General features: G+C 69.3%; 6 protein-coding genes. All 6 read left to right on the forward strand.

Annotated features, from left to right (window positions below):
- Positions 1–42 precede the first annotated feature (42 nt).
- The 6 genes from ACTIGJ_RS14800 to ACTIGJ_RS14825 all read left to right on the forward strand — a co-directional run bounded on the left by ACTIGJ_RS14800 (position 43) and on the right by ACTIGJ_RS14825 (position 13629).
- Entirely contained in the window at positions 43–5904 is a 5862-nt protein-coding gene (locus ACTIGJ_RS14800) for a PKD domain-containing protein (RefSeq protein ID WP_439641098.1), read from the forward strand.
- Positions 5901–7850, forward strand: a complete 1950-nt coding sequence (locus ACTIGJ_RS14805; RefSeq protein WP_439641099.1) for a hypothetical protein — start codon at positions 5901–5903, stop codon at positions 7848–7850. Before ACTIGJ_RS14800 ends, ACTIGJ_RS14805 begins: the two co-directional genes overlap by 4 nt.
- Entirely contained in the window at positions 7847–10687 is a 2841-nt protein-coding gene (locus ACTIGJ_RS14810; RefSeq protein WP_439641100.1) for a TonB-dependent receptor, read from the forward strand. The genes ACTIGJ_RS14805 and ACTIGJ_RS14810 overlap by 4 nt, the downstream gene beginning before the upstream one ends.
- Before the next feature lie 217 nt (positions 10688–10904).
- Entirely contained in the window at positions 10905–11696 is a 792-nt protein-coding gene (locus tag ACTIGJ_RS14815) for a hypothetical protein (protein ID WP_439641101.1), read from the forward strand.
- A gap of 174 nt (positions 11697–11870) precedes the next feature.
- Positions 11871–12659 (forward strand): hypothetical protein, encoded by a 789-nt coding sequence (locus ACTIGJ_RS14820; protein WP_439641102.1) that lies wholly within the window; start codon positions 11871–11873, stop codon positions 12657–12659.
- 31 nt (positions 12660–12690) lie between these two features.
- The gene (locus tag ACTIGJ_RS14825; protein WP_439641103.1) at positions 12691–13629 is read left to right on the forward strand and encodes a hypothetical protein; all 939 of its coding nucleotides are present in this window, start codon (positions 12691–12693) and stop codon (positions 13627–13629) included.
- Positions 13630–13647: the final 18 nt, after the last annotated feature.

Below are 13647 nucleotides of genomic sequence, written 5' to 3' on the forward strand. Positions count from 1 at the left end.
GCACAAGAAACGTTCGTGCCGGCTGAGGGGAGGGAGCCACCGATGATGTCGCGATCGCTGTCGTTGACCGTGCTGGCAACGTTGCTGTCGAGCCCGGCGCTGCCGGCGTCGGCGCAGGACGCCCGTGGCGTGGTGATCAGCCAGTTCGCGACGCGCGGACCCGGAAGCCCCAGCGACGATTTCATCGAACTGTTCAACGCCGGCACCACACCGGTCGACCTGAACGGCTGGACCATCCGCAGCTGCTTCGGCAGCACTGCGGCCAGCTTCAACCTGCTGGGCACCATCGAAGGCAGCGTAATGCTGCCGCCACGTCGGTACTTCCTGCTCGGCGGGCCGGGCTACGCCCGCAGCACGCCCGCCGATGCCCCGATCAACCAGTTCGGGGAATTTCTGACCACCGCGTTTGCGGGCCGCTCCGGGATCCAGATTCTCGACGCGACCGGCGCCGTGCGTGACGGCATCGGCTCGCCGGTCTCCGTCGCCCAGCCGGCCGGCAGCCATTGCCGCGAAGGCGCCGGACGGGCGACCGTCAATACTGGCGTGGCCGACCTCGCCTACTACCGCCGCGTGGTCGGCGGCCAGCCGCAGGACAGCGACGACAACGCCGTCGATTTCCCGGGCGAGGCGATCGCCGCGAACCCGCGCAACCTCGCCAGCCCTGCCGCCCCGGCGGCTACGCCACGTCCGGCCGTGTCCTTGTCGACCAGCGCTGCGACGATCAGCGAAGGCGGCGGCGTCGCCACCATCACCGCCACCTTGTCGGCCGCGTTCACCGATCCCGTCACCATCGGCCTGCGGTTCGCCGAATTCGCCCGGAACGGCGTCGACTACTCGCCATCGGCAAGCACGATCCGCATCGCGCCCGGCGCCACCACCGGCAGCATCACGCTGACCGCCCGCGAAGACAGCGTGTTCGAAGGCGCGGAAACGATCGCTGTGCTGCTCGATACCCTGGACAACGCCGTGCGCGGTGCGCCGGACCGCGTCGGCGTGACCCTCGTCGACAACGAAGCCGTGCCGACCGTCGCCGGCGCGCGCATCTACCAGATCCAGGGCGCTGCCCATCGCTCGCCGCTGGTCGGCCAGACGGTCACCGAGGTGCCGGGCATCGTCACCGCAGTCGCCGCCGACGGCTTCTACCTGCAAGACCCGGATGGCGACGGCAACCCGGCCACTTCCGACGCGGTATTCGTCCGCACCGCAGGCGTGCCGACGGTCACGGTCGGCAGCCAGGTGGCGGTCAGCGGCCGGGTCAACGAGTTCCGTCCGGGCGGGCTGAACGGCCTGAACAATCTGTCGGTCACCGAAGTGGTGGCCAGCACGGTGGCGGCCAGCGCCTTCCCGTTCACCAACGGCACGGTGGCGGCCACCCTCATCGGCAGCGGCGGCCGAGTGCCGCCGGCCGAGGTCATCGACAACGACAGCGCCGGCAATCTCGAGACCAGTTCCACAGCGCTGTTCGATCCGGCCCAGGACGGCCTCGATTTCTTCGAAAGCCTCGAAGGCATGCGGGTGCAGGTCGACAACGCCCGGGTCATCGGCCCCAGCGACGGCGCCGGCAATCTCTGGGTGGTCGGCGACAATGGCGCCAACGCCACCGGCAGCAACGCCCGTGGCGGCCTGACGGCGACCGAGCGCAGCCCCGGCGTCATCGATGACAACCCCGAGCGCGTCCGCCTCAGCGGCGGCCTGCCCGGCATCGCGGGCCCGGTCGCCGACGTCGGCGACAGCCTGCCGCTGGCGCGCGGCGTGCTGAGCTACGACAACGGCAGCTACGCATTGCGCCTGACCGCCACCCCGGCCGTCACCCGCAACGCCCTGCCGGTGGACAGCAGCCGGATCGCGCCCGGCGGCAATCGCCTGAGCGTGGCCACCTACGCCCTCGGCGCTCTGGGCCCGGCGGAGACCGCGCGCATGGCGCGCATCGCCAGCCAGATCGTCAGTCGCCTCGGCGCACCGGATCTCGTCAACCTGAGTGGCATCGGGGACGACAGTGGTACCGCCGACGACGGCATCGTCACCGCCATGGCGACGATCCAGGGCCTGCTGAACGCGATCCGCTCGGCCGGCGGCCCGGCCTACGTCGCCGTGCAGATCGATCCGGGCAACAACGCCGACGGCGGCCCGCGTGGCGTCAATGGCCGCATCGTGCAGCTGTACAACCCGGCGCGGGTCAGCCCGAACCCGGGCGCCTTTGGCGCCGGCGGGCCCGGCAGCTTCATCGCGCTGCTGTCCGGCCCGGCCATCGGCCCGGTTACGCCGAACCTGTCGCCGGCGCTGCTGCGTCCGGAAATCCCGGCGTTCGCCAACAGCCGCAAGCCGCTGGTCGCCGGCTACCGTTTCAACGGTCGCAACCTGCTGCTGGTCGGCAGCCATCTCGTCGAGACCGACGGCGACGACAGCCTCACCGGCCTGAACCAGCCGGCGCAGCTTGCCAGCGAGGTCCAGAGACGACTGCAGGCGACGGCGATCCATGCCTTCGTCCGCAACGCGGTGGCGCTGGATGCGCGGCTGCGGGTGATCGTGCTCGGCGATTTCAACGCCGATGATTTCCGGCCGCCGCTGCGCATCCTGCGCAACGGCCCGCTCGGGGCCGGCGACAGCGAAGGCACGCTGCCGGCGCTGGTCAATCTCGGCACGCTGCGGGTGACGGACGCCGCCGAGCGCTACACGCAGATCGTCGCCGGCAACGCGCGCGCCAGCGATCACATCCTGGTCAGCGACGCACTGAACGATCCGGCCGTCGAGCTGCAGTACGTGCACTTCAACAGCGAGTACGCCGACCGCGCCGCCGATCGCGATGCGGTGCTGGCCTCGCTGCCGCTGTCACCGAACGCGGCCCCCGTCGCCCGCGCCCTGGCCGATCCGACCGTCTCCGGCCCGGGCAATGGCATCAGCCTGCTCGACGACGGCAGCAGCGACAGCGACGGCGCGGTGGCCCAGTTCAGCTGGCGCCAGACCAGCGGGCCCGAAGTCAGCATCGACAACGCCTTCTCGGCCAACGCCAGCTTCACCACCCCCGAGCTTGACGCGACCTCGGTGCTGAATTTCCGGCTCACGGTGACCGACAACGACGGCGCCACCGGCGTCACCGACGTCCCCGTCACCATCACTGCGCGCGAGGGCGACTTCACGGTCGATCCCTTCTCGTTCACGCCGGTCGCCGGCGTGGAGCCCGGCAGCACGCAGACCAGCAACGAAATCGTCGTCGCCGGCATCGACACCTCGGCGAACCTGTCGATCGTCAACGGCAGCTACAACATCGACGGCGGCGACTTCGTCAGCGATCCGACCCAGGTGTACGGCGGCGAGCGCATTCGCGTCCGTACCCGGGCCTCGGCGAATTTCTCGACCACGGTCACCGCGACCCTGACCATCAGTGGCGTGTCGGGTGACTTCACCGTCCGCACGCGCGACGGCAACACCGTGCCGCTGCCGTTCAGCTTTCCGGCACTCGGCAATGCCGAACCGGGCGCGGTGGTGGTGTCCGACAGCGCGGTGATCACCGGGCTGCAGTCGCCGTCGCCGATCACCGTCAGCGGCGGCCGCTACTCGATCAATGGCGGGCCGTTCACCGCAGCGGCCGGCAGCGTCTCCAACCTCGATGCCGTGCGCGTGCAGCAGACGGCATCGACGGCCTTCGAAACCACCACCGTCGCCACCGTGGTCATCGGCGGCGTCAGCGGTCGCTACAGCGTCACCACCCGCGCCGTCGACACCACGCCGGATCCGGTGGCGTTCCCGCCGGTCACCGGCGCCACGCCCGGCGCCACCGTGACATCGGCGCCGATCACCGTCTCCGGGCTGGAGGCGGCGGCTTCGATCAGCGTCAGCAACGGTCTGTACTCGATCGACGGCGGACCGTTCACCAGCGCGATGATCGGCACCGTCAACAACGGCAATACGGTGCGCGTGCAGCAATCGGCCTCGACCGCCTTCTCGACCACCACCGTCACCACGCTGAACATCGGTGGCCTGGCGATCCCGTTCAGCGTCACCACCGTCGACGCCCCCGACACCACGCCGACGCCGTTCACGTTCACCGCCGTCACCGGCGCGGAACCGAACAGCCTGGTGATCTCCGATGCGATCACCGTGGCCGGCATCAATTCGCCAGCACCGATCTCGATCCGCGGCGGCCTGTACTCGGTCAACGGCGGCGCGTTCACCAGCGGCGCCGGCCTGGTCAATGCAGGCGACTCGGTCCGCGTGCAGGGCACCGCTTCCAATCTGGCGGCGACCACGACGACGGCGATCCTGACCATCGGCGGCGTCAGCGGCGACTTCAGGATCACCACCCGAACTGCCGACGGCACGCCGGGCAGCGCGAACTTCCCGCCGGTCACCGATGCCGAACCCGGTGCCACCGTGACGTCGGCCGCGTTCACCGTTTCCGATCTGGCCGGGCCGGAAGCGATCAGCGTCAGCGGCGGCCTGTATTCGATCGACGGCGCCCCCTTCACCGCGACGCCGGGCACGGTCGGCAACGGCAGCAGGGTGCGTGTGCGGCTGACCGCCTCGACGCAGTTCTCGACGCCGGTCACCGCCACCCTGCGCATCGGCAGCCGGCAGGGCTCGTTCACGGTCACCACCCGCGCCGGCGACGCCAGCGCCGATCCGCCGAGCTTCGCCCCGGTGACCGGGGCCGAGCCCGGCGCGCGGGTGACCTCGGCGGCCAGCATCGTCAGCGGCATCGAAGTGCCGGTCGCGATCACGGTGTCCGGCGGCCTGTATTCGATCAACGACGGCCCGTTCACCGCGCTCGCCGGCGTGGTCAGCAACAACGACACCCTGCGCCTGCAGCTGACGGCCGCGAACCAACCCGCGACGACGACGACGGCAACGGTCGACCTGGGCGGCGTCACCGGCAGCTTCAGCGTCACCACCCGGGGTGCCGACACGGTGCCGAATGGCTTCAGCTTCGCGCCGTTCAACAACGCCTCGCCCGGTGCGGTGATCAGCAGCGGCGCGGTGATCGTCAGCGGCATCGAAGCGCCAGCCACGATCAGCGTGGTCAACGGCCAGTACTCGATCAACGGCGGCGCCGCCACGGCGGTCACCGGCACGATCGCCAACGGCGACAACGTCCGTGTGCAGCAGACCGCCAGCAACGACTTCGCGACCACGACGACGGCGACGCTGAACATCGGCGGCGTCTCGGCCGGGTTCGATGTCACCACGCGCGACGCCGACGTGATTCCCGATGCCTTCACGATCGCCGCCGCCAGCGGCGCGACACCCGGCGACGCGGTGATCTCGGCCACCGTGTTCGTGGCCGGCATCGAGGCGCCGGTGCCGATCACCGTCGCCAACGGCCGCTATTCGGTCAACGGTGCCGCGTTCACGGCTACGCCGGGACTGGTCGGCAACGGCGCGGCGGTGCGGGTCGAGCACATCGCCGCCGCCGGCTTCACCACCACCAGCCGGGCGACCCTGACCATCGGCGGCGTATCCGGCGACTTCGTGGTCACCACCCGCGCCGCCGATACCTCGCCGGATGCCTACGCATTCACGGCGGTCGACGGGACCGCGCTGCTGGCCGCGCAGGTTTCCAACGCGATCACCGTCAGCGGCATCGAGGTGCCGACCCTGATCTCGGTGATCAACGGCGAGTACTCGATCAACGGCGGGCCGTTCGTGACCCCGGTCGGCATCATCGCCAACGGCGACAGCCTGCGGGTGCGCCACACCAGTTCCGATCGTCCCGGCACCACGACGGTGACGACCGTGACCATCGGCAACCTGAGCGCCCAGTTCCGGACCACGACGGCTGCCGCCATCGATCCGGGACCAGGGCCCGGCCCAGGCCCGGGTCCGACGCCGTCATCGGGAGGCGGTGGCGCCGTCAATCCTCTGTGGCTGCTGATGCTGGTGGCGCCGCGGCGTCGGCGGTGCCGATGAACCTCCGCTCGTACCGCCTTTCCGCACTGCTGGCTGCGGCACTGCTGGCCGGCTGCGGCCGCGATGACGGCCGCATCGCCGCTCCGCCGCCGGTGCTGCCGACCTTCTCCGGCATCGTCAGCATCGGTCAGCCGGCCTCGCGCACCGAAGTGCAGGTGGCCAGCAACGGCACCTTTCCCCGCGATGGCCGCTTCTCGTCGAACGGCCGCTTCATCGTGCCGCTGGCGGCGTTGACGGCGCCGTACCTGGTGCTTGGCTCGGCCGATCCGCTCGACAACCCGGATGCCGTTCCGCTCGAGGTCGCGGCAGTCACACGGGCCAGCAGCGGCACCATCAATGTCACGCCGCTGACCCGGCTGGTGGTGCTGGAACTGGCCCGCCAGGAGCCGGCGACCTACTTCAACCGGCTGCTGACGCCGTCTTCGATCCCGGTCTTTGCCCGGATCGCCGACTTCGCGCCGTTCACCGATGACGCGATCGCCAACGCCCAGGCCACCGTGGTGCGCCTGCTGCGCCAGGAACTCGGCATCGTCGTGCCAGCGTCGGTCGCCACGGATGACTGGGTGACCACGCCGTTCGTCCCGGTGGCGGGCGACCCGATGCACGACACGCTGGCCCGCCTGAGTGCCAGCATCGCCCGCAACCAGTTCGTGCCCGGCAGCTATCCGAACAACCGCGTCGGCGAACTGGCGCGCTGCGCCCGCGAGCAGATCGGCATCACCGTGGGCCCGGAGTTCTACGCGTTCTGTCCGGCCACTCGCGACGCGCTGCCGGACGAGGCCGATGCGTCGGTGCTGGTGTTCCGCCTGTTCGACATCCGCGGCAACACGCTGAGCCTGCGGCTGCGCGACAACACGGTGATCGGCATCGAACTGCGCCGCTCGGGCCTGCCGCCGTACCGCTGCGTCGACGCGGACTGCAGCCTGGTGACGGTCGGCGGCGAGGTCAGCGATCGCTCGCGGCCGCTGAGCTTCTCCAACACCGTGCTGACGGCCGCCGACGGCAGCACCGCGCTGCTGGTCGGCACCGCGATCGGCGGCGTGCCCGGCCGGCCGGCGATCAACTGCGATGGCGCCGAGGGATTGCCGCTGTTCGTCGCCTCGGCCGATGGCAGCGCGACGGCGCAGTGCGCCAGCGCCAATGTCCGCTTCGAGGCGGTGGCCAGCGCGCGCTATGTCTATCGCGCCGCCATCGATGTCCTCCCGGTGCCGGAAGTGCGGGTGGACGGCAACCGCCTGCTGAGCATCACGCTGTTCCAGCAGAACGAGGACGACCTGGCGCTGGTGCCGCTGTACGAATGCGTCGGCGACGCCTGCAATGGCGCCGTGCTGGGCGACTTCGTGACGCTCGGCAACCTCACCAATGCCGAGCGGACGCTGAGCCTGACCGGCACCGTGCTGCCCAGCCTGGGCGGCGGCAGCCCGGTGACGCTCGACGGCGGCATCAATCTCGGCAATCGCATCGACCGTATCCCGCCCGACTGCACGACCGCCCCGGCCAGCGAAACGGTGCGCGTGCGCGTCGAGGGAGAAGCCGACGCCTGGGATCTGTGCCCGCCGTATGACCTCGACGAAGGCACGGTCGCCGGCTTCGTGATCCGCGACGGCAACATCGGCCGGTTCCCCGGCGCCCAGCTCGGCGACTACGCCTACAGCTTCGCCAACCGCCAGCCACGCAGCGAGTCCTACCTGACGATCGTCGCCAGCCCTTCCGGTCTGGTCCGCAGGCTCCAGTACGACCGCGCACAGGGCGAAAGCTTCGCCTGCACCGATACCGCCTGCCTGTCGGCCGTGAGCATCGGCCCGGCCAATGCCCAGAGCGCGCACGCGGTGCGCATCGCGCCGGTCACGGTGCCGGAAGTGCTGCTCGGCGACCGGCCGGGCGATCGCCGGGTCAGCCTGCAAGGCCAGCTGCTCAGCGCACCGGATCGCAGCTTCCTCGAATGAACGACAGGCGCACCATCCGCCGTTTCCGCCAGCACCCTGCGGCCCGTCTGTTCGCGGCCGGCCTGCTGATGTTCGTCGCCGATGCCGAGGCCCAGGCTGAGGCTCGGGACCAGGCCGACGCGCCGCCGCCGGCCACCGACGGCCCGAAAGACCCGGCGAAGATCGAACTGGGCCCGGTCGACGTCAAAGGTGAACGGCCGCCGGTCGCGGTCGGCCCGCTGCCCGGCCTGAACCTGACGCGCGACCAGATTCCCAGCGCCATCCAGAGCGCCACCGCCGAGGAGATTCGCGCCTCGCATTCGATCGGCATCGCCGATTTCTTCAACAACCGCCTGCAGTCGGTCACCGTCAACGATTACCAGGGCAATCCGTTTCAGGTCGACGTCACCTTCCGCGGCTTCACCGCCGGCCCGCAGCTCGGCACGCCGCAGGGCCTGTCGGTGTTCTTCGATGGCGTACGGGTCAACGAACCGTTCGGCGACATCGTCAACTGGGATCTGCTGCCGACCAACGCGATCGAGCGGCTCGATCTGTTTCCCGGCTCGAACCCGGTGTTCGGCCTGAACACGCTGGGCGGCGCGATCAGCCTGCGCTCGAAGAGCGGCTTCACCGCCAAGGGCATCGAAGCCGATGCGCTGGCCGGCTCGTTCGGGCGACGCCAGCTGCAGGTCGCCGCCGGCGGCAGCCAGGGGCCGCTGGCCGGCTTCGGTGCCGTCCACTACTTCGATGAGGACGGCTGGCGCGACAACTCGCCAAGCCGGCTGGTGCAGGGCTTCGGCCGCGCCGACTACCGGCTCGATGTCGGCACGGTCACCGCCAGCGCGCTGGTGTCCGGGAACCGTCTGATCGGCAACGGCCTGGTGCCGATCGAGATGTTCCGGAACGACCGTTCAGCCGTATTCACCTCGCCGGACGAAACCCGCAATCGCGCGTCTCAGATCAATCTGTCCGGCCTGTTCGATCTCACCGACCGGTCCAGCCTGACCGCCCAGCTGTATCGCCGCGACAGCCGCCGCAAGAGCCTGAACGGCGATGCCTACGACGATTTCGACGAGTTCTTCTTCAGCGGCAACCAGGCCAATCGCGTCATCACCAATCCGGACGACCCGGTCTGCCGCTATGCCGATGTCGATGGCGACGGCTTGCGCGACACGGTCACCGGCGGCGGCCTGCAGCCACCGCTGAACGATCCGTTCCTGGAAGGTCTGTGCCGGAACGTCAGCCGCCTCGGCACGGCACGCAACGGGGCCTACGGCTTCGGCAGCAACGGCGTTCTCGGAGATGCCGCCGGGGTCGTCGAAGGCACGCCGAACGGCGTCTACACCCGCACCCGGATCGGCCAGCTGACCTACGGCGGCGCGCTGCAGTGGAACCTGAACCTGGCCGATCACAAGCTGCTGGTCGGAGCCTCGTACGACGACAGCCGGGCCCGCTACCGCGCCACCCAGCAACTGGCGCTGATCGACGACAACCGCCGCGTCTACCTCGATCCGGACAATATCGATCCGCTCTACTACGCGGCCGCCAATCCGCTGACCATCAACGCCTTCAACGGCACGTCGCGGACCTGGAGCGCCTATTTCAGCGAGACCTGGAGCGCCCGCGACAATCTGTTCGTGACCCTGTCGGCCCGCTACAACATCAACAAGGTCGACAACCAGGTCACCGCGCGGATCGGCGAGGACATCCACGAAGTCCTCAACCGCGAGCCGACGTTCATCCTCTGCCCGAGCAACGACCTGGCCTCCTGCCCGGACACGCTCGGACCGATCATCCCCAACAACCTGGCGCGCGAAGCCCAGGACGTTACGCGGGAGAAGTTCGGCTTCTACTCGTTTAATCCTTCGTTCGGCCTGAACTGGCTGCCGATCCCGACGGTGAACCTGTACGTCAACCTGAGCCGCGGTGCGCGGGCGCCGTCGGTGATCGAACTGGGCTGCGCCTACGACCCGACGCCGGTACAGACCGCACCCGGCTTCATCGATCCAGTCACCGGCGTCTATGTGCCGCCGCAGACCGCGCCGCGCAGCCAGGTCGGCCCGACCTGCGCGCTGCCCACCGCCCTGTCCGGTGATCCCTACCTGCCGCAGATCCGTTCGCTGTCGGCCGAAGTCGGCGCGCGCGGACAACTGTTCGGCGCCTGGGAATGGAATGCCAGCGTGTTTCGCACCGACCTGAAGGACGACATCTACTTCGCCGGTGCCTCGCCGACGCGCAGCTTCTTCGACACCATCGACAAGACCCGCCGCGAAGGCTTCGAGCTGGGCATCAAGGGCAGCGCCGGCGCGTTCGATCTGCGTGCCAGCTATTCGCTGACCTCGGCCACCTTCGAGTCCGAGTTCTACGTGCTGAGCCCGAACAACTCGAGTGCCGACTTCAACCAGAACTCGGTGCCCGGCAACGTGCTGTCGCCGACCGCCGATGCCAACGACGGCCGCGGCACGTTCAGAGCGATCCGCGTCGATCCCGGTGCCTTGCTGCCGGGCGTGCCGCTGCACAACCTCACGGCCGGCATCGACTGGCGGCTGACCCGGTCGTTCAAGCTCGGCCTGAGCGCGATCGCCCACTCGCGTTCCTTCGTCCGCGGCAACGAGAACAACGCCCACCAGCCGGAAGGCAGCGACCAGATCACCGATGGCTTCGGACCGGTGCCGCGCGTCGGCAGCATCTTCACCGGCGGCCGACCGTTCACCGAGAAGGGCTACGTGCCGGGTTACGCGGTCATCAACTTCGATGCTTCGTACCGCCTGCCGCGCGGTTTCACGGTGTTCGCCCGGATCACCAACCTGCTCGACCAGACCTACTTCAGCGCCGGCCGGCTCGGGGTGACGCCATAAACGCCGAGTGTCAACGGCGCGATCGGCCCCGGTGGCTACAACTACAACTCGAACGAACACCAGAACACCACCTTTGTCGGTCCCGGTGCGCCGCGCGGGTTCTTCGGCGGCGTTTCGTACCAGCTCGGCCAATGAATCCTGAAAGAGCTTCCCAACGGCGGATGCCGTTCATCCAGAACGGCGTCGACAGACCTGAGCGTGAAACGAGGAGAAGACGATGACGAACCAGCAAGGGTTGGGCGCCAGACTGGCGCTGACGGGCATCGGCCTGGCTGCGGCGGCAATGCCGGCGCAGGCGGCCTTCGAAACGATCACCGACAGCGGCACCACGGTGCTCAAGCTGTGTCAGGGCACCGAAGCGAACCGCAATCCGACCACCGGCGTCTGCAAGGTCACCGGCAATTTTCCGACCGGCAGCGGCACCGGCACCTTCCCGGGCCTGAGCGGCAGCAACTGGGCGGTCTACGCGACCAACAACAACCAGGCCGTGATCGCCAACGGCACCACGATCGGCAACCTGGATGACCGGATCTGGCGTCGCGGCAGCACCACCGAATACGTGTTCGGCTTCCGGCTGCAGATGGTCAACACGCTGTGGACGCCGCCTTCGCCGGCCTGTGCCGTCACCACGCCGGACTACTTCGAAGTCAACGACATGTTCCGCAACGGCTTCAGCGGCCTGACCGGCCTGCAGATCGCCTATCGCCAGGGCACGGCCGAAGAAGGCGCCTGGTTTTCCGGACGGACCAGTCAGGGGCTGAACCAGTACGCCGGTTCCCCGGACGGCCTGAGTCCGACGCGCGCCAACGACTGGGTCGACTTCCGCACCGACGTCAACATCGACGATCCGGATTCCCAGAGCAATGCCAATTCCTCGTGGATGTTCGTCCGCGTGATCCTGTCGACCCCGCCGAGCAGCAGCGCCGTCGCCAACGCCATCCGGCTCCGGCAGGGCGGCGAGGAAGGCCAGTGCCAGTTCTCGGTGAACCTCAACGGCCTGAAGCCATGAAGCCGGATTGAGGATTCTGCCCGGCAGCGGTAGCGGCTGCGGCGGGCCGATCGGCGACGGCAGCCGTTGCCGACCGCGAGGCCGCAGTGCCAAGCCTGCATTCGATTACCGACGGAAAGGGTGGCCGCTCATCCGGAGCCTGGTCGACTTCCGTCCTGCAACAGGAGAGATGTCATGAAACAGCATGTGCGCAGTTTGCTGAACCTCGGCGCGGGTCTCGGGCTGAGCCTGGCGGCGGCACCGTCGTTCGCCGGCTTTGAAGTGCTGACCACCGCCGGCACGCCGGTGCTGAAGGTCTGTCAGGGCACCGAGTCCAATCGCAATCCGACCGCCGGTGTCTGCCAGGTCACCGGCGCCTTCCCGACGACCACCAACGGCGTCCGCACCTTCCCGGGCCTCGGCGGCAATACCTGGGCGCTGTATGCGTCGAACAACAGTCAGGCAGTGATCGCCAACGGCACCGAGATCGGCCGGCTCGATGACCGCATCTGGCGGCGCGGCACCAGCACCGACTACGTGTTCGGCATCCGCATCACGCTGAACAACCGCCGCTGGCAGCCGCCGCTGGCCACCTGCGGCGCGGAAGATCCGGACTTCTTCGAGGTCAACGACCTCGGCCGCCTCGGCTTCAACGGCGTCGCCACCTCGATCGCCTACCGGCTCGACGGCGCCGACGAAGGCATCTGGCTGGCCGGCCGCACTGCGCAAGGACTCAATCAGTACCCGGGCTCGCCGGAAGGCCTGAACCCGGCGCGCAACAACGACTACGTCAGCTTCCGCAGCGACATCAACTTCGATGATCCGGACGGCACCAGCGTCGCCACCTCGGCCTGGTATTTCGTCGCAGCGCGCCTGACCACACCGCCGAGGACCACCGCGGTCGCCAACACCATCGGCGTCCGTCAGGGGGGCGAGGAAGGCCAGTGTCGGTTCCTGGTGCCGGTCAGCGGCCTGCGGCCCTGATCGTCCAGCGAACGCGCAGGCCGACGCCACCATGAAGCGATCGACCGTTGCGGCCCTGCTGGCCGTTGCCGTGCTGGTCGCGGCGTTTCGTTGGTGGACGGCGGCGCCGGAACCGCTGACGGCCGTCGGGGGGGCTGCGCCCCCGACGACCGCAGCGACCGCAAGGCCAGCGGCGGCGCCGTTGCCAGCACCAGCGCCGACGCTGCCGGCCGGGCCGCCAGACCCGGATCAGGCCTGCCGCGAGGGCGAGGTACGGCTCACCTCATCTGCCGGCAAGACCGAGCACCACTGTGCCGATTCGGCGCTGGCCAGCCAGACCGGCAACCGGCGCCGCTACCGGTTTTCGCTGGGGCGCGATGCCTACCTGCTGATCGACACCACGGCCGGCGCCACCGTTCGCGTGGAGTATGGCCATCGCAGCCCGGAATACGGCTGCGATGCCGAGGCCTGTTCGGGCCTGAGCTTCGGCAGGCCCGATTTCAACGGCCGGCAGGAGATCACGCTCGACGGCACGCGGCTGGCGCGGGAAGCGCCGGTCGACGATGGCGCGCAGGACGGACCGGTGACCCTCACGGCGCGACTCGGCGCGCTGGGCAATGTCGGCGCCGTCTGCGATACCGGCGTCACCCTGAATTTCAGCGACAACAGCTACACGCGTTTCTGCGCTTACGGCGGCAATGGTTATGCGCAGGGCGAAGACGGCATGCCGGTGTACAGCTTCAGCAACGTCGACGGCGGCGTGATCAGGCTGCGCACCGATCGGGACGGCCGCATCCGCAGCGTCGAAATGTCAGACGCGGCGGCCGGTGACACGCTGCGTTGCGCCGCTGCCGCCTGTGCCGGCGCCAGCTTTTCACCTCCGGACCTGCGGGGTGGCAGGACGCTATCGCTGATCGGCACCCCGTTGCGCAGCGCCGACGGCAGCCGCTCGGCAACGCTAAACGGACAACTGCTGCTCAGCGGCGACTGAGCCGGCGCGGCGACGCAG

The organism is Nevskia sp., from assembly GCF_051860985.1.
Taxonomy (GTDB): Bacteria; Pseudomonadota; Gammaproteobacteria; order Nevskiales; family Nevskiaceae; genus Nevskia.

Excerpts from the sequence above, each read along its gene's own strand:
- ACTIGJ_RS14800 (WP_439641098.1), top strand. The coding sequence starts at position 43 with ATGATGTCGCGATCGCTGTCGTTGACCGTGCTGGCAACGTTGCTGTCG.
- ACTIGJ_RS14820 (WP_439641102.1), top strand. The coding sequence starts at position 11,871 with ATGAAACAGCATGTGCGCAGTTTGCTGAACCTCGGCGCGGGTCTCGGG.
- ACTIGJ_RS14810 (WP_439641100.1), top strand. The coding sequence starts at position 7,847 with ATGAACGACAGGCGCACCATCCGCCGTTTCCGCCAGCACCCTGCGGCC.
- ACTIGJ_RS14825 (WP_439641103.1), top strand. The coding sequence starts at position 12,691 with ATGAAGCGATCGACCGTTGCGGCCCTGCTGGCCGTTGCCGTGCTGGTC.
- ACTIGJ_RS14815 (WP_439641101.1), top strand. The coding sequence starts at position 10,905 with ATGACGAACCAGCAAGGGTTGGGCGCCAGACTGGCGCTGACGGGCATC.
- ACTIGJ_RS14805 (WP_439641099.1), top strand. The coding sequence starts at position 5,901 with ATGAACCTCCGCTCGTACCGCCTTTCCGCACTGCTGGCTGCGGCACTG.